This is a genomic window from Eubacterium sp. AB3007 (assembly GCF_000688015.1).
Classification (GTDB): Bacteria; Bacillota; Clostridia; order Peptostreptococcales; family Anaerovoracaceae; genus Aminicella.
In genome coordinates this window covers 1,086,985-1,103,983 of the sequence record NZ_JIAD01000001.1, presented here as the reverse complement: position 1 = coordinate 1,103,983, position 16,999 = coordinate 1,086,985, and the positions used below count along the sequence as shown (strand labels likewise).

The following is a 16,999-nucleotide window of genomic DNA, read 5'->3' as shown; positions in this document are numbered from 1 at the left end:
AATAGTATTTATGGGAAGAATGTCAGAAAACAGAAAGTATATGGTTTTGGCAGTGCTGATCGCAGGGGTATTTCTGCTCCCTGGAGCATGTTGGGCGGAAGAGGCACAGCCGCAGGCGCCTTTGGGGGAGACTGCTGCAGAGCAGATACAGGATACGGAGGAGCCGGTAGTAGAGGCCTCCGAAGAGATAGTTCCTGAAGAGGCGGAAGAAGAGATCCCAGTGGAGGAAGAGATCCCATCTGTACTGGCTGGCGTGAAACTCACCAGGGTGCAGCGAACAGGGAAGGACCTCTTCCTGCAGTGGGAGGAGGTACCTTTTGCCGAAGAATACCAGGTGCAGTATGCCAGGAGTGCGCTCTGGAGGGGTGCCAGGACCATCAATGTTAAGGCTGGTGCCGGAGGCATCCATCTCCAGGTTCAGGAGCCTGCCACCTGGTGTGTTCGGGTGCGTGCGGTCTGCCGGACGGAGAAGGGGCCTGTTTATTCTGGGCATTGGACCACTTCGTGGATGCAGCGATCGGCCAAAGGCAGGGTCAGCTTTCTGAAAAAGGGAGGCAAGCTGCTGGATATCCGAAAGGAAGCCGGGAAGAAGTTGCTGAACCATGATATCGGCGAGGGGAGTTGCTCTGATGGCAAGTATCTCTATATGTGCTTTGAGTACAGGTGCAGAGATAAGCAGGGGAACAAGACCGTTGAGATCCGTATCGCCAAAATACGGCTGGCAGACAAAAAACTCCTGAAGGTGTCGAAATCTCTGCGGATCGGTCATGCGAACAGCATCGTCTACAACAAGCGCATCAGAAAGCTCATCGCTACCGGAGACAAGAAGAAAGATCCAAACCTCCGGATCATCGACCCGGGGTCCCTGAAAGTGCTGAGGACGGTGCACGTGAATACCGCCCGGTTCCGGGACACACCAGAGGGATTCAACGCCCTGGGGTATGACAGCAAGAACGACCTCTACTATATCCGGGCCAGAGATTACAACGGGTATATGTATGTGCTGAACAACCGGTTCGTGGCCACCAAACGTTTTGTTCTGAACCATAATCCGGCGACCTACATCCAGGGGATCGAGATGGAGGGCGACTATATTCTCCTGTCTCAGTCTAGATATCAGACCTCCACCAAGAACACGGTTACCTTATTCGACCGGGAGGGGCATAGATTGCAGGATATTCAGCTGGGACTGACCGGAGAACTGGAGTCCGTCTTTCATGTAGGGAACAAGCTCTACGGGACCGTCCACGTCAAGTCAGAGCTCAGCAAAAAGGATCGCAAGAAGATCAAGAAGATCCAGAAGGCCAACAAGAAGAGAAAGAAAACCAAACGAAAATCCGTGCAACCCATCTACAGTAAGTATCGGAAAACATATGTATTTCAGGTGACGTTGCCATGAGAAAGGAGCATATGGAGAAACAAGTCAGGAAAAACATCGCCATCGTCATCGCTGTTGTGATGGTTGTCAGTATGTTTGGCTTCCTGGAGGGAGGCTTTGTGCACGGAGCGTCGGCGGCGCCGGTCTTTCGCACAAAGCAAGGGGCCAGGCTCAGCTATCGCAGCGTCACTGCCACCAGGGATCTTAGCTTCCAGATCGCCCTGAAAGGGAAGGCCGGAAAGCTCATAGCCTCCAGGAAGGGAATCGTCCGGATCGGCAAGATCGGAAAGAACCGGTGGCAGGTCACCTGTCTGAAGCCCGGAAAGACCACCCTGCGTGTAAAAAAACACAAGGGAAAGAAATACCGGTGCAAGGTGCAGGTGCTGCCGTACAGGATCGGAAAACGCAGCCAGGTGTTTATCGGACACAGAGGATACGCAGAGAAGTATCCGGAGAACTCAGCCATCGCGCTGAAGAAGGCGATGAAGGTCGGGTTCAGAGGTGTCGCTTTTGATCTGATCCCCACCAGGCCAGACAGCAGCGGCCGATTTGACTTTGCGGTGTCTCACGATGATTCTCTAAAGAAGATGACGTCTCGGAAAGGGCTCATCAGAGAGACACTGGCGCAGGACATTCGCAGGACGAAGATCACGAAGGGGCGCGGTGCCAGGAAATCCAGGCAGAAGATGATTCTGCTGGCTGACGCAGTAGACCTCACAAAGAAATACGGCGGGATCGCTCAAATCGAGATGAAAGGGAACTGGACCTCTGTTCAGACGGACAGACTGGCCGCAGCGCTGAAATCCCGCAAGGTTCCTGCCACCTGGCAGATCGAAGCTGTGGACGAGGGAACGCTGACACGGTTCGCAGAGAGCCAGGCGAAGGTGGGGTTGGATCTGGAGTTGAATCTGGTGGTCCAGAAGGCCATGGATGCCATGGGAAAGATCGAGAGGGCCAAAACCAGCGGGTTCGATAACATCCATATCAACAGCAGAATCGTCAACCAGCAGGTAGTGGACCGTTGCCGGGAGGAGAATATCGGCATCGGCGCGTACGCTGGAATGCACAGCGACGCAAACAAGACGGCAAAGGACCTAGAAATGTTCCGACTGGATTGGATCTGTGTGTCGGACATTCCATGGGCATAACGAGTGGAGAAGCAGAATGATGAGAAGCATGATAATGAAAAGAGTACTTGTGGCGATCATGGCCCTTGCGCTGGTGATCGCATTGTGGCCGATGGAGGCAGGCTTTGCGTTTGGAGAGGAGACCGCGGCAACCCCGCCGGAAACAGTAGGGGGGCAGGAGGATGCAAACGATCCTCAAGAGGAACCTTCTGGGATTGAACAGGAGCCGCAGCAGGAGACACCGAAGGAGTCCGATACACCGGAGGCGCCGGTCACCATGCAGGGGAAAGTGCAGGATGTGCCGACCGTGCTTCCGAACGTGCTCCACAGGAGCAGGACCAGCGTGGTGATCCGAGCAGAGGCTGGCATCGAGTACACCATCGATGGAGGAAAGACCATACGGAAGGCCGGAAATGGGGCAACCACCATCGCGTTTCTGGATTTGAAGCCGGGAACCACCTATACGGTACAGAGCAGGACTCCGAGATCTGCAGAGGCAGACCCATCTCCCTGGAACGCCGGTACCAGAGTCACTACACTGAGTGCACCGGGTAAGCTGGTGGTGAACGCTACCAAGAAGGGACCGAAACTCAACTACAGCAGTATCCGCGCTACCAGAGGACAGAGTTTTCAACTGGTGCTGACCGGAAGCAAGAAGGGGAAGCTGGTCAAGCTAAAGAAGGCGAAGAAGAAGATCATCGCTGTGAAGAAGACCGGAAAAAACAAATGGAAGGTGACCCTGCTCGCGCCAGGGAGCGCCACCATCAAGATCAAGGTCAAGGGAAAGAAATACAAGTGTGCCGTCAAGGTTCTTCCGTATAAGATCGGCAAGCACGACAACCAGTTCTTTGCGCACCGAGGGCTTGCCAACAACTTCCCGGAGAACTCCAGGGTAGCGCTGACCAAGGGGATGCAGGCAGGGTTCGTCGGAACCAATTTCGACTTGTGGCCCAGCAAGCCAGACAGCAAGGGGAATTTTGAGTTCATCGTCAGCCATGACAACCAGCTGAAGGATATGACCTCCACCAAGGGTTTGATCACTGGGACTACGGCGGCCAAGATCCTGAAGTTGAAGGTAACCAAGGGAAAGAATGCCAAGAAATACAACCAGAGGATGATGCGAATGGAGGATGCTATCGCCATTACGGATAAGTACAAGGGCAAAGGGCAGATCGAGATGAAGTCCAACCCTGGGAAACCCTGGACCAGAAAGCAAACGGACGAGCTGGCGAAGCGGCTGAATAAGGTGGCGCATCCAGAACGCTATGAGGTGGAAGCCATGGACCCCGCTTCCCTCCGCAACTTCCGGGACAGCAAGAAGAACTATTCACGCCTGTCCAGGGTGAAACTGAACCTGGTCTGTGCGGAGCTTTCCGGGAACACCACCTCCTACGCCAAGGCGTGTGTCAAGTTGAGATTCGACAACATGCCCACATACTACGGAAAGATCACAAAGAACGTGGTGAAGGACTGCCGCAGCAAAGGCATCGGCATTTCCGGGTACGCACATATCAACGAGGATTCCAATCTGGTGGCCAAGAAGACCGAGTCTCTGGATCTGGATGCTCTGATCGTTCCCTCCATCCCCTGGTCTTCCGGACAGTAAGCGGTTGATTTTCCGGCCCCGCCTTGCTATAATAACCAGTGACGGCCGGGGTCTGTGGTTGAAAATCCAGGCCAGGCGCGGGCAAAGGGATCCACGTAAGCCGTGAGCAAGAGGCCGCGGTGATCATGGCGCGCTCTAGATGTAAGTCCTCGGGAAAATCCCGGTCAAGGCAAGTGTGGGGGCAAAGACCAGGTCAGCCCGGCCGTCGATGTACTCCATCGATCATCGATGGGGCAACATAATACAGATGAGGAATCTTATGAGAAGAATCAGAATGCTTCTGTTATTGATCATGATCGCTGTGCTCGTATCTATGGATGTGGGCGCAGTTTTTGCGGTGTCCAATCCCGTTCGCCTGTCTGATCATGAGGTGAAGATGGATCGCGTGTTCAATTTTCGCGATATGGGAGGATACCGGACCAGCAGTGGGAAGAGGGTCCGCAGTGGCGTGCTGTATCGAAGCGGGGAACTGACCTACGCCTCGGATACGGATATCAGACGCATGTCGGAACAGATGGGGATACGCAAGATCCTGGATCTGCGGTATGTGGCGGATCGGAAGTATTGTCCGGATCGGAAGGTCCCTGGGGCAGTCTTTGTGCATATACCTATCAAGCAGGAGCGGAAGCTTGCGGATCAGAAGGCCATCAAGCGGAATGCCCGGTTCACCACTCTGGGGAAGAGCGCGGAATCTGCCAGGTTCTACGGGACTTTTGCCGGGAGCCGCCGCAAGGTGGTCAGGAAGAACACCACCAACCTTGTTAACAGCAAGGCCTCCAGGAAGGCTTATCGTGCCTATTTCCGGCACTTGCTGAAAAACAGGCAGGGGGACCCTTTACTGGTGCACTGTATCGCAGGCAAAGACAGAACAGGCATTGCCTCCTGCATGACCCTGATCGCCCTCGGTGTGGATGAGAAGACGGCAATCAGAGATTACTGCCTGACCAACAACGTCTACACGAAATACGGGGCAGGCACATATGGCAAATACAGCCGGGGCGTTTCAGAGGCGGATCTTCGTTACGCACTCCGCAAGATGAAGAAGAAATACGGTTCCTACCGGAAGTTTTTCCGGAAAGCCTATGGCCTGAATGATAAGGATCTGAAGCAGTTGAAGGCGATCTATCTGGAATAGACCGAAACCAGATTTTTCTTGTGGCTTTCATGAAGTCAATTGTAAATATCTGCATGATATGGTACAATGATAAAAAGCGATCCCGGATTGGCCGGGACCGGAAATGGAGGTCACATTATGAAGGTTAACATCACAGGAAAGAATTTCAACACCTATCAGAAGCTGCAGGACACCGTTGAGAAGAAGTTCGACAAACTCAGCAAGTTCTTTTCCGATGAGATCGTTGCCAATATCGTCCTCTCCAAGGAAAGAGGCAAGGACAAGATCGAGGCCACGATCAATGCCAAGGGTGCTGTGTTCAGAGCTGAAGAGGTGACGCAGGATATTCATGAGGGAATCGATATCGTTATCGACAAACTTTCCAGTCAGATGTCTAAGTTCAAGGGCAAGCTGCGCAAACGTTACAATGATAACAAGGCTCTCAAGTTCGAATACCTGCCAGAGATGGACGAGGAAGTGGAGGAGGTCAGAGTCGTCCGGAGCAAGAAGTTCCAGCTCACTCCTATGAGCGTAGATGAGGCGATTTTGGAGATGGAGATGCTTTCCCATGACTTCTTCGTATTCCTGGATATGGAGACAGATAGTGTCAATGTGGTATATAAGAGAAAGGACGGCAATTACGGCCTCCTGGAGACCACTTATTGATGTCCCAAAGATACAGAATTCCGCGGCGGTTCACTCTGAACCGCCTTTTGATTGTGCTGGAGCAGATGCACAGTTTACAAAGCTTTTTTCCGGGACATTGTCTTGAAAAAACAGTGCGTATCCTGTAGAATGATACTGGACTTGAAAAAGGGGTAAACGCATGAACATAGAATCAATGATAACCAATCTCATATCGGACATTCGGATCAACGATATTCTGGATATCCTGATCACCACCTTTGTGATCTACAAGATCCTGGAGTTTATCAAGGAAACCAGGGCGCAGCAGCTTCTGAAAGGGCTTCTTGTATTGGTGGCAACCTATTTTATCTCGGATTTTCTGGATCTGCAGGTGATCCACTGGTTCCTCGGTGCGACCTTTACGGTAGGTCTGTTCGCTCTGGTCGTGATCTTTCAACCGGAGCTGCGCAGGGGCCTGGAGGTCATCGGCCGCAGCAAACTGACCAAGGGCATGATCAGGCAAGTCGAGGAGGACGATGCAAGGAGTATTATCCAGGAGATCGTAGAGGCGGTAGGACAATTTTCTGCCACCAAGACCGGTGCGCTGATCATCTTTGAGAGGGAGATCTCCTTGCAGGATATCATAGAGAAAGGCACCCTGATCAATGGAAGAATCTCCGCGCAGCTTCTTGGGAACCTTTTCTATGAAGGGTCACCGCTACACGATGGTGCCGTCATCATCCGGGGATCCAAGGTCTGTGCTGCAGGTTGTGTCCTGCCTTTGTCAGAGAATCCGGAATTGAACAAGAGCCTTGGAACAAGACACCGAGCGGGCATAGGGATCACGGAAAATTCCGATGCGGTCGCGTTGATCGTCAGCGAGGAGACCGGCATTATTTCTGTTGCGCGGGATGCCCGTATCACCCGTTTTATGGAGCGGCGTAACGTAGAGAAGATGTTGACTGAACTCTACATGAACGATCTGCCACGTCTTTCCGGTCCATTCGGCAGGATAGGAAAGCGTTTGGGAAAGAGAGGCAAACATGCTACAAAGTAAAAAAGGCAATCTCATCCTTGCCCTGATCCTTGCCATCGCGTTATGGGCCTACGTGGTGGGAGAGAAGAACCCGGATGTGTCCAAGGAATATAAGTCGATACCGATCACCATCACCAACAGCGATATCCTGGAGGATGAGGACATGGCAGTTGCCAGTGTCAGTACCTCCAAACTGAATGTTAAGCTCTCTGGTAACCGGTCTGTGATCTCCAAGGTAAATGCTGAGGACATCGATGCTACGGTAGATGTTTCGAAAGCATCGCTGGGAGAGAACAACCTGAAGATCCATCTCAAAGTACCGGGGAACACCTACGTGGTGCAACAGAGCATCACGGAAGTTACCGTACGAGTGGAACAACGAGTGAGAGATAACAAGTCGGTAGAGGTGAAATACCGTGGGAAGACCGAGGAAGGCGTGGAGCCTTCCCTGCTGGGAGTTGATCCCGAAGAGGTGGAAGTCGCCGGCGTAGAGGGGAGAGTGAGCCGTGTAGATCATGTGCAGGCCACTGTGAAGGTTTCCAAGGTAGGAGACAGCGAAAGCTCCGTGAAGAGTACCCTGACCCCGGTAGACAAGAATGGCAAGAAGGTAGAGAACGTGAGTCTTTCGCAGAAACAGGCCATCGTCAGTTCCATCCTATATTATACAAAGGAAGTTCCACTGGATGTGCCTGTGAACGGAGATTCGGACGCGAAATATGAACGGACGGTGGAAGCACCGGAAACCATCGTAGTAAAAGGAGACAGCGCTGTTCTGGAGACTATGGACTCCATCACCGCGGAGCCTGTGGATATATCCAACATTACCGAAGATAAGAAAATCAAGATCATCCCGGTGCTCCCGGAGGGGATCACGGTGGCAAGAGAGTCGGAGAAGCTGTATCTTACTGTCAGCGTGAAGTCTCTGTTGAGGGACAAGACTGTAACACTGGATCCTGCGGCGATCGGGATCAGTGGCGTGGGAGAAGGGCTGTCGGCAGAGGTCATTTCTACGGATATCACCGTTAAACTCACGGGGACCAGTGAAGCACTGGAGAGTGTTGATGCTGCAAGTGTATCTGCATCCTGCGATGTCAGCGGCCTTGCGGAGGGCACCCATAAGGTCGCTCTGAAGGTGAGCAGTTCTGTCAAGAACGTTCAGGTCGATGATCACACAGGAAAGGTGCAGGTGAAGCTTACAGCAGACCCTGGACAAGAGGAAGGACAAGAAAAGAAAGGAAGATAGAATGGAACGATACGAGATCAGAGATATTGCGCTGGCACCCTCCGGTCATACCAAGATCGAGTGGGTCCGTCATAATATGCCGTTGCTGGCAGGGTTGGAGGAGGAATTCCGCATAGAAAAGCCCTTTCAGGGGCTGCGGATCTCCCTGTCAGTCCATCTGGAAGCGAAGACTGCCTACCTGTGCCTGGTGTTGGCCGCGGGCGGCGCACAGATGGCTGTTACCGGAAGTAATTCCTTGTCCACACAGGACGATGTAGCTGCCGCCCTGGTGGAGGATGGGCTCTCTGTTTTTGCCATCCATGGGGCAACTCCGGAAGAGTATGCGCACCATATCGAGATGTGTCTGTCCCATAAGCCGCACATCATCATAGATGATGGCGGAGATCTGGTGTCCATGCTGCACAAGGAACGGCCGGACCTGGCGGAGAACGTGCTGGGGGGATGCGAAGAGACGACCACCGGCGTCATTCGCCTGAAAGCCATGGAGAAGGAAGGTGTACTGAAGTTCCCCATGGTGGCGGTGAACGATGCGGACTGTAAGCACCTGTTCGACAACCGGTATGGTACCGGTCAGTCTGTCTGGGACAGCATCATGCGCAACACCAACCTGATCGTGGCTTCCAAGACTGTCGTGGTGGTGGGTTACGGATGGTGCAGCCGTGGCATCGCCATGCGGGCTGCAGCTCTGGGGGCGCGGGTCATCGTAACTGAGATCGATCCGGTGAAGGCCATCGAGGCGCGGATGGATGGCTATGAGGTGATGCCTATGGCAGAAGCAGCACCGCGCGGTGACCTGTTCGTCAGTGCCACCGGCTGCTGCAAGACCATCACTGTACCGCATATGCTGACCATGAAAGACCGGGCAATCTTGTGCAATGCAGGCCACTTCGACTGCGAAGTGGATATGGCAGGTCTGGAAGCCGCTGCCCTTGAGAAGAAGGAGACAAGAGCCAATATCACCGGGTATCGTCTGGAGAACGGCAAGTGGATCAACGTGATCGGTGAAGGAAAACTGGTGAACATCGCTGCAGCGGATGGTCATCCGGCAGAGATTATGGATATGAGTTTTGCGGTACAGGCGCTTTCGGCTTTGTACATCAAGGAGCACTACGGAGAGCTGGGCAAGCGCGTAGTGGATGTCAGCAGCGAGATCGATGACCTGGTGGCGCGGCGCAAACTGGCTGCCTGGGGAATCAGCATCGATACGCTGACCGAGGAACAGGAAGACTACCTGAACAGTTGGAATCTGGAATAACGGAGAGGAAGAACATGGATTATCAGAAGCTTGCAGATTTACTATTTCCTGAGATCGAGAAAACCCCGGAGGACTACGAGGCGATGTACCCGCCCAGAGATCTGCCGAAGGGGGCCATGGTGACGAGACTTGGCCCGAGTCCCACCGGATTTATTCATTTGGGAAACCTGTACGGGGCCTTCGTGGATGAGCGGTTGGCTCATCAGTCTGGAGGTGTATTCTTTCTTCGCATAGAGGACACCGATGACAAGCGTTATGTAGAGGGCGCTGTGGAGACGGTCATCGATTCGCTGAAGTTCTTCGATATCAACTTCGACGAGGGCGCTACCCGAGATGGAGATGTGGGTGCTTACGGTGACTATACACAAAGCCATCGCGGCGAGATCTATCGCTGTTTTGCCAAGAAGCTGGTGGCAGAAGGGAAGGCCTATCCTTGCTTCCTGGGGGAGGAAGAGATTGGAGAGATCCGCGCCCGCCAGGAGGAGGAAAAGGTGACTCCGGGAATCTACGGTCCCTATGCGGCCTGCCGGGAGTGGACGCTGGATCAGGTGCGAGAAGCGCTGGAAGCCGGAAAACCCTATGTGGTACGCCTGAAGTCAGAGGGCAAAGAGGCTGTGACAGAGGGGGAAGGAGAAGAGTCCAAGACCATTGTCCGCAAGATCTGTGTGGAGGATGCGATCCGAGGCAAGTTGTATATGCCTGAGAATTTCATGGACATCGTACTGCTGAAGACCACCGGCATTCCCACTTATCACTTTGCCCATGTGGTGGATGATCATCTAATGCGGACTACCCATGTGGTGCGTGGCGCAGAGTGGCTCTCTACGCTGCCAGTGCATGTGGAACTGTTTGAGAAGCTGGGATGGGAGCCACCTGTCTATTGTCACACAGCGCAGCTGATGAAACTGGATGAGAACGGAAACAAGCGGAAGCTCTCCAAGAGAGAGGATCCGGAGTTGTCGCTGGATTACTACCGGCATCAGGGGTACCATCCGGCAGCGGTACGGGAATATCTGCTGACCATCCTGAACTCGGACTTCGAAGAGTGGAGAATGGCGAACCCGGAGGCAGACATCGACGAGTTCCAGTTCACCACCCGTAAGATGAGCAATTCAGGCGCTCTGTTTGATCTGAACAAGTTGAACGATATCAGCAAGGACGTGCTCCTGAAGATCTCTGCAGAGGAGCTGTATGACTTCCTGCGGGACTGGGCCGCCGAATGCGCGCCGGAATACATGCCCATGTTTGAGGATCGTGCCTATATGGTGAAGATCCTTGATCTTGGACGGGCAGACAAGAAACCCAGAAAGGATCTGATCTACGCCAGACAGATCGTGGACTTTGTCAGTTATTTCTTTGACGAATTCTACCGGACGGAGGATGACATGCCGGCTGAGGTGCCGGAGGAAGACATCCCAAAGATCCTGGATGCGTATATGGCGACGTACGATCACAGCGATGATCAGAGTCAGTGGTTCGACAAGATCCGGACCATCGCCACAGACCTGGGATATGCCGCCAAACCGAAGGATTTCAAAAAACATCCGGAGGACTACAAGGGTCACGTGGGGCATGTCAGCACCGTGATCCGCATCACATTGATGGGCAGGGCCCAATCACCGGACGTATGGACCATCCAGCAGATCATGGGCGAAGAGATGGTTCGCAGGAGATTTGGTCGATAAGCGTGAGGGTGTGTCAAAAAGAACCGTCCCCTTTGACACACTTTGAGGGATTCTTATGAGAAAAGCTCTGATTGAACTGAAAAACATTACCAAAACCTTCGAGGATGGGAATACCGTCCTCGATGATTTTAGCTTGCGGATAAATGAGAACGAGTTTATCACCCTGCTGGGGCCATCTGGCTGTGGCAAGACCACCACGCTTCGGATCGTGGGCGGTTTTGAGCGGCCAGACAGCGGCAGGGTGTTTTTTGAAGGGAGGGACATCACCGATATGCCTCCAAACAAGCGGCCCATCAACACCGTTTTCCAGAAATACGCCCTGTTCCCACACATGAATGTGGGAGACAACATCGCTTTTGGGCTCAGGGTCAGTGGCAAGAGCGAGTCTTTCATTCGGGACAAGGTAAGGGAAACACTGAAGATGGTGAATCTGTCCGGGTTTCAGAAACGCAGGATCTCCTCTCTTTCCGGTGGCCAACAGCAGCGAGTAGCCATGGCACGGGCTATCGTCAACGAGCCGAAGCTGCTTCTACTGGATGAGCCTTTGGGTGCACTGGACCTGAAACTCCGGGAAGAAATGGCCTACGAACTGATCCGATTGAAGAACGAGCTGGGGATCACCTTCCTCTACGTGACTCACGATCAGGAGGAGGCATTGACCATGAGCGACAAGGTGGTGGTGATGAACGGTGGATACATCCAGCAGATGGGCACACCGGAGGAGATCTACAACGAGCCCCAGAACGCTTTTGTGGCAGACTTCATCGGGGACAGCAATATTATCGATGGAGTGATGGTGAGAGACCGGGAAGTGCGGCTTTGTGGCCGGGTCTTCCCCTGTGTGGACGAGGGATTCGGCCAGGAGAACCCGGTCGATGTGGTAGTGAGGCCGGAGGATGTGATCATCGGCATGCCAGGCGAAGGGGCGCTGGATGGAGTGGTATCCCACAACGTGTTCATCGGCGTCCACTACGAGATGGAGATCCAGGCCGGCGGATTTGAATGGCTGGTGCAGAACACTGTCAGTTATGTGCCCGGCACCCGTGTGAGCATCGACGTGCTTCCGGAAAACATACAGATTATGCACAAACCCACCAGAGCGGAAGAGGAGGCTATGTACAAGGATGTCTAGGAAGTTTCTGGCGGCCCCCTTCCTGGTATGGATGCTGGGCGGGACGCTGATCCCCTTGTGCCTGATCATGTACTACGGGTTCACGGACCGGGAGGGACAGTTCACACTGCGAAACATTACAGCCATTGCGGAGCCTGTACACGCAGAGGCTCTGGCCCTGGCGTTGCTTCTGGCGCTGGCCAGTACAATCATCTGCTTTCTGATCGCCTTTCCTCTGGCGCTGATTCTGAAGGACAGCCGGCTTGGGAAGGCGGGTTTTATGGTGTTTATTTTCATCCTTCCCATGTGGATGAACTTCCTGCTGCGCACCATGGCCTGGCAGGTCATTCTGGAGAAGGAGGGGCTGTTCGACACGGCTTTGTCCTTCATTGGACTCTCCATGCCACAGATCATCAACACACCGGCCGCCGTGGTCTTGGGTATGGTGTACGATTTTCTGCCCTTCATGATCCTTCCCATCTACAACGCGTTGATGAAACTGGACGACAGCATCATCGAGGCGGCTTATGACCTGGGGGCGGAGAAACCGGTGGTGCTCGGCCGCATCGTTCTGCCGCTGATCGTGCCCGGCATCGCCAGCGGTGTGACCATGGTGTTTGTGCCGTCGCTGACCACCTTTGTGATCTCCAACATCCTGGGAGGAGGCAAGATCTATCTCATCGGCAACATCATTGAGCAGGAGTTCACCACCAGTGCCAACTGGAACCTGGGCTCCGGCCTGTCCCTGGTGATGATGGTGTTTGTTCTGGGCAGCATGGCCATCCTTAGCGCCCTGGACAAGAGTGGAGAGGGGGTGAGCCTGTGAAAGCGATCCGAACCATCTACCTCATGCTGGTCATGCTTTTCCTGTACCTGCCCATCCTGACACTGATGGTGTTTTCCTTCAATGAGAGCAAGTCCATGTTCAAGTGGAGCGGCTTTTCTCTGAAATGGTACGGGGAGATGTTTCGAGACGGACAGATCCTGTCTGCCATCGGAAACACCTTCCTCATCGCACTGCTGTCGGCGGCCATCGCTGTGGTGATCGGGGTGCTGGCCTGCATCGGCATCGATGCCATGAGCCGACAGAGCCGGAATCTCATCATGGGTCTGAACAACATTCCGCTGCTAAACGCGGACATCGTCACTGGCATTTCTCTGATGCTTACCTTTATCGCCTTCGGTTTCTATCTGAACCTGGGGACGGTGTTGCTGGCGCATATCACCTTCAACATTCCCTATGTGATTCTGTCGGTGATGCCGCGGATCCGGCAGTTGGGCCCCAGCAGTTACGAAGCGGCGCTGGATCTGGGCGCCTCTCCGGCCTACGCCTTCCGCAAGGTGATCATCCCGGAGATTCGTCCAGGGATCATTTCCGGGTTTCTGCTGGCATTCACCATGTCGGTGGACGATTTTGTGGTGACCCATTTCACAAGGGGCGCCGGCATCAACACCATCTCCACCCTGATCTACAGCCAGGTGAAGGTGGGTATACGTCCCACGCTGTTCGCTTTGTCCACCGTAATCTTTCTGACTGTGCTTGTGGTGCTGGTGATCGTGAATATTGCGTCGGATAGAGAGCCTAACGAGGAGGAATTTTTCCATGAGATCGCACAGGGGTAAGAAAGCATTGGTCCTGGCGTTGGCGCTTTTGGCAGCGCTGTTTATCACGCTGCTTACGGCCTGCGACCACAGCGACGAGAAGGAGGTCCGCGTCTACTGCTACGGGGATTACATGGATCCTGCGGTGATCGATGGCTTTGAGAAGGAGACCGGCATCAAGGTTATCCTGGACACCTACGACACGGTGGAAGAGATGTACCCAGTGATCAAAAACCGAGCCGGTGTCTACGATGTGCTCTGTCCGTCGGATTACATGGTGGAACGAATGATCGCGGAGGATCTCCTGGCGCCTTTGCACAAAGCCAATCTCCCGCATTTGAAAAACATTGGAAAACGATACCTGACCATGGCGTCCCAGAGTTACGACCCGGGAAATCGCTATGCGGTTCCCTACCAGTGGGGTACCATGGGAATCATGTATAACTCCAAGGCTCTTGCTGGCAGAGAGCCCTCCTCCTGGAATGACCTGTGGGATCCATCCTACAGCGGGAGCATCCTTATGCAGGACAGCATGCGGGATACCATGGGGGCCAGCCTGAAGGCCCAGGGGCTATCCATCAACAGCACCCGAAAGAAGGACCTGAACGCGGCAGCTGAGTACCTGATCCGCCAGAAACCGCTGGTCTACAAGTACGCCAACGACTCCGCCCGGGATCTGCTCATCGGAAATTCCGCGAATCTGGGGGTGGTCTGGAATGGGGAGGTCCTGTACAGTCAGGAACTGAACCGGGATCTGGACTTTGTGATCCCGAAGGAGGGGACGGAGGTGTTCATCGACAACTGGGTGATCCCCGCGGGCGCCTTTCATCCTGAGAACGCGGAGAAGTTCATCGACTATATGTGCCGCGGTGACGTGGCCTATACCAACTACGAGTACCTGACCTACAGTACCCCCAACGAGGCAGCGCGGGCCATGCTCCCAAAGTCACTCCAAAACAGCCCGGTGCTCTTTCCCTCGGATGAGCTGTTGGCCCGCTCCGAGGTGCTCCGGGACCTGGGGCCCGAAGGGAACGATCTGGTGACAAAGTACTGGAAGAAGTTCAAGGCAGAATAAAAACGGGGGTGCCTCAAAAAAAGCACCCCTTGCAGCATGACGTGCGCGCTAAAGGAGCTGCCCTCAGCGTCCTGCAACGCTTTGTGCAACAGCCCTCAGATCTGGTTCCTTCCGAAAGAGACAGACTACACTTTTCCGGCTTGAGCAGGATTTTGTAGTAGGTTTATGAGCGACCTGCTACAAAAACAGTAAGTCTGATGAATCTTGTAGTAGATTATTGTCCGATTTACTTCAAAATCATCAAGTCTCGCGAATCTTGTAGTAGGTCCCAGCAGGAGATTTCCAATAGATGGAAGATCTCGGCTGTTATCAGTGGGAAAACGACTACAAAAACGCCGGTCTCCCATGAAAGTGTAGTCGCCTCCTCGAAAACCTACTACAAAATACCGTCCCGGAGCTTTTTTTGTAGTCCTCAGTTTGGAGGGCGATGTCTATCGGCCAGCGGCCAACTAGCCGCCGGCGGCCTGCAAGCCTCCCCGTGCGTCCCAAAGAAAAAGGGCTGCTGCCCTCAGCGTTCTTCAACGCTGAGGGCAGCAGCCTCCGTTTAAATTGCGCGCTATTTCACCAGCACATTCCCGGTCATCTCCTCCGGGATCGGGATATCCATCAGCGTCAGCATGGTGGGGGCCAGGTCGGCCAGTTTGCCACCTGCTGCCAATTCCCGAGGCGTATCGGAGATGTAGACCAGGGGGACCTGGTTCAGGGAGTGAGCAGTGACCACGTTGTTGTCGTGGTCAAGCATCACGTCCGCGTTGCCGTGGTCCGCGGTGAGGAGCACCTGGCCGCCCTGAGCCAGGACTGCATTCACCACGCGGGGCACGCAGTCGTTCAGGGTCTCGATCGCCTTGATGGCAGCCTCCATCACTCCGGTGTGACCGACCATGTCCGCGTTCGCAAAGTTCAGAATGATCATATCGTACTTGCCGGTCTCAATCTGCTCCACCACCTTGTCGGTGACACCATAGGCGCTCATCTCCGGTTGCAGGTCGTAGGTGGCCACCTTGGGGGAGGGCACCAGAATCCGGTCTTCACCGGGGTTAGGCTCCTCCACGCCGCCGTTGAAGAAGAAGGTGACGTGCGCGTACTTCTCTGTCTCCGCGATGCGCAGCTGCGAGAGTCCCAGACTGGAGATATATTCCCCCAGGGTGTTCTTGTAGGATTCAGGCGGGTAGGCGATCTCCACGCCCGGCATGGTGGCATCGTAGGTGGTCATGCAGATGTAGCACAGATCATCCGCCACCTTCTCCCGCTCAAACCCGTCAAAGTCCTTGTCCACGAAGGTGCGGGTGATCTCTCTGGCGCGATCCGGCCGGAAATTGAACATGATCACGGAGTCACCATTGTTCACGGTCGCCGGGTTACCGGCATCGTCCAGGATCACGGTGGGTTTCACGAACTCGTCGTTCTCGTCCCGGTCATAGGCGGCGGCCAGCGCTTCCGCGGCGGTGGCTGCAGTATATCCCTTCCCCAGGGTCAGGGCATCGTAGGCCAGCTGAACTCTCTCCCAACGCTTGTCACGGTCCATGGCGTAGTAGCGCCCCGCGATGGAAGCGAGCCGTCCGATCCCGATGGTTGTCAGTTTCTCTTCCAACTGCTGGATATAGGTGCCGGCACAGCGAGGCGGCACGTCACGGCCATCCAGAAATCCGTGCACAAAGATCTTCTCCACGCCCTTGCCTGCTGCCATATCGAGCAGAGCGAACAGGTGGTTGATGTGGCTATGGACACCGCCATCGGACAGAAGACCCCACAAGTGCAGGGCACCACCGGTTGCCTTGACGTGGTCGATAGCATGGTTCAGCCGCTCGTTCTCAAGCATGTTGCCGCTTTCCGCATCCTTGGTGATGCGAGTCAGTTCCTGATAGACGATGCGGCCAGCGCCGATGTTCAGATGGCCTACCTCCGAGTTGCCCATCTGGCCATCCGGAAGGCCCACCGCCTCTCCGCAGGCATCAATACGGGTCATAGGGTATTTGGAAAAGATCTCATCCAGTGCAGGCTTGTTGGCCTGGGCGATGGCGTTGCCAAAGGTCTCGTCATTCATTCCAAATCCGTCCATGATCAAAAGCATGGTCGGTCGCTTGTTATTCATAATGATCATCTCCTTATTATGCACACGGTCTCGTGTCAGAGTATTCAT

Annotated in this window: 14 protein-coding genes; 13 read left to right on the top strand and 1 reads right to left on the bottom strand. The window is 54.3% G+C overall.

Features of this window, described 5'->3' with window-relative positions:
• Positions 1-19: 19 nt before the first annotated feature.
• The 13 genes from P156_RS0105495 to P156_RS0105435 all read left to right on the top strand — a co-directional run bounded on the left by P156_RS0105495 (position 20) and on the right by P156_RS0105435 (position 14,859).
• Positions 20-1,399, top strand: coding sequence for a hypothetical protein (locus tag P156_RS0105495; protein WP_027869275.1), 1,380 nt, complete (start codon positions 20-22; stop codon positions 1,397-1,399).
• Entirely contained in the window at positions 1,396-2,526 is a 1,131-nt protein-coding gene (locus P156_RS0105490; RefSeq protein ID WP_027869274.1) for a glycerophosphodiester phosphodiesterase family protein, read from the top strand. The genes P156_RS0105495 and P156_RS0105490 overlap by 4 nt, the downstream gene beginning before the upstream one ends.
• A 34-nt stretch (positions 2,527-2,560) precedes the next feature.
• Positions 2,561-4,111, top strand: a complete 1,551-nt coding sequence (locus P156_RS0105485; RefSeq protein ID WP_185752146.1) for a glycerophosphodiester phosphodiesterase family protein — start codon at positions 2,561-2,563, stop codon at positions 4,109-4,111.
• A gap of 259 nt (positions 4,112-4,370) precedes the next feature.
• Complete coding sequence (locus tag P156_RS0105480; protein WP_027869272.1) at positions 4,371-5,246, top strand: tyrosine-protein phosphatase; 876 nt, start codon at positions 4,371-4,373, stop codon at positions 5,244-5,246.
• A gap of 117 nt (positions 5,247-5,363) precedes the next feature.
• Positions 5,364-5,891 carry a ribosome hibernation-promoting factor, HPF/YfiA family gene (hpf, locus tag P156_RS0105475; RefSeq protein ID WP_027869271.1) on the top strand — a complete coding sequence of 176 codons (528 nt, stop codon included), beginning with the start codon at positions 5,364-5,366 and terminating at the stop codon, positions 5,889-5,891.
• A gap of 160 nt (positions 5,892-6,051) precedes the next feature.
• Positions 6,052-6,909: a diadenylate cyclase CdaA gene (gene cdaA / locus P156_RS0105470; protein WP_034802277.1), complete on the top strand. Its 858-nt coding sequence runs from the start codon at positions 6,052-6,054 to the stop codon at positions 6,907-6,909.
• A complete protein-coding gene (locus P156_RS0105465) occupies positions 6,896-8,131 on the top strand; it encodes a YbbR-like domain-containing protein (protein ID WP_027869269.1) in 1,236 nt (411 codons plus the stop codon). The genes cdaA and P156_RS0105465 overlap by 14 nt, the downstream gene beginning before the upstream one ends.
• A gap of 1 nt (position 8,132) precedes the next feature.
• The gene (locus P156_RS0105460; protein WP_027869268.1) at positions 8,133-9,386 is read left to right on the top strand and encodes an adenosylhomocysteinase; all 1,254 of its coding nucleotides are present in this window, start codon (positions 8,133-8,135) and stop codon (positions 9,384-9,386) included.
• A 14-nt stretch (positions 9,387-9,400) separates the two neighbouring features.
• Positions 9,401-11,071: a glutamate--tRNA ligase gene (locus P156_RS0105455; protein WP_027869267.1), complete on the top strand. Its 1,671-nt coding sequence runs from the start codon at positions 9,401-9,403 to the stop codon at positions 11,069-11,071.
• Positions 11,072-11,126: 55 nt separating this feature from the next.
• Complete coding sequence (locus P156_RS0105450) at positions 11,127-12,203, top strand: ABC transporter ATP-binding protein (protein ID WP_027869266.1); 1,077 nt, start codon at positions 11,127-11,129, stop codon at positions 12,201-12,203.
• On the top strand, positions 12,196-13,008 hold the full coding sequence (locus tag P156_RS0105445) for an ABC transporter permease (protein WP_027869265.1): 813 nt from the start codon (positions 12,196-12,198) through the stop codon (positions 13,006-13,008). Before P156_RS0105450 ends, P156_RS0105445 begins: the two co-directional genes overlap by 8 nt.
• Positions 13,005-13,805: an ABC transporter permease subunit gene (locus tag P156_RS0105440; RefSeq protein WP_027869264.1), complete on the top strand. Its 801-nt coding sequence runs from the start codon at positions 13,005-13,007 to the stop codon at positions 13,803-13,805. The genes P156_RS0105445 and P156_RS0105440 overlap by 4 nt, the downstream gene beginning before the upstream one ends.
• Positions 13,786-14,859 (top strand): PotD/PotF family extracellular solute-binding protein, encoded by a 1,074-nt coding sequence (locus P156_RS0105435; RefSeq protein ID WP_034802274.1) that lies wholly within the window; start codon positions 13,786-13,788, stop codon positions 14,857-14,859. The genes P156_RS0105440 and P156_RS0105435 overlap by 20 nt, the downstream gene beginning before the upstream one ends.
• A 556-nt stretch (positions 14,860-15,415) precedes the next feature.
• Here the strand turns inward: P156_RS0105435 and gpmI are convergent.
• Entirely contained in the window at positions 15,416-16,951 is a 1,536-nt protein-coding gene (gene gpmI / locus P156_RS0105430; protein ID WP_034802270.1) for a 2,3-bisphosphoglycerate-independent phosphoglycerate mutase, read from the bottom strand.
• Between the last annotated feature and the right edge of the window lie 48 nt (positions 16,952-16,999).

Excerpts from the sequence above, each read along its gene's own strand:
- P156_RS0105495 (WP_027869275.1), top strand. The coding sequence starts at position 20 with ATGTCAGAAAACAGAAAGTATATGGTTTTGGCAGTGCTGATCGCAGGG.
- P156_RS0105490 (WP_027869274.1), top strand. The coding sequence starts at position 1,396 with ATGAGAAAGGAGCATATGGAGAAACAAGTCAGGAAAAACATCGCCATC.
- P156_RS0105485 (WP_185752146.1), top strand. The coding sequence starts at position 2,561 with ATGAAAAGAGTACTTGTGGCGATCATGGCCCTTGCGCTGGTGATCGCA.
- P156_RS0105480 (WP_027869272.1), top strand. The coding sequence starts at position 4,371 with ATGAGAAGAATCAGAATGCTTCTGTTATTGATCATGATCGCTGTGCTC.
- hpf (WP_027869271.1), top strand. The coding sequence starts at position 5,364 with ATGAAGGTTAACATCACAGGAAAGAATTTCAACACCTATCAGAAGCTG.
- cdaA (WP_034802277.1), top strand. The coding sequence starts at position 6,052 with ATGAACATAGAATCAATGATAACCAATCTCATATCGGACATTCGGATC.
- P156_RS0105465 (WP_027869269.1), top strand. The coding sequence starts at position 6,896 with ATGCTACAAAGTAAAAAAGGCAATCTCATCCTTGCCCTGATCCTTGCC.
- P156_RS0105460 (WP_027869268.1), top strand. The coding sequence starts at position 8,133 with ATGGAACGATACGAGATCAGAGATATTGCGCTGGCACCCTCCGGTCAT.
- P156_RS0105455 (WP_027869267.1), top strand. The coding sequence starts at position 9,401 with ATGGATTATCAGAAGCTTGCAGATTTACTATTTCCTGAGATCGAGAAA.
- P156_RS0105450 (WP_027869266.1), top strand. The coding sequence starts at position 11,127 with ATGAGAAAAGCTCTGATTGAACTGAAAAACATTACCAAAACCTTCGAG.
- P156_RS0105445 (WP_027869265.1), top strand. The coding sequence starts at position 12,196 with ATGTCTAGGAAGTTTCTGGCGGCCCCCTTCCTGGTATGGATGCTGGGC.
- P156_RS0105435 (WP_034802274.1), top strand. The coding sequence starts at position 13,786 with ATGAGATCGCACAGGGGTAAGAAAGCATTGGTCCTGGCGTTGGCGCTT.
- gpmI (WP_034802270.1), bottom strand. The coding sequence starts at position 16,951 with ATGAATAACAAGCGACCGACCATGCTTTTGATCATGGACGGATTTGGA.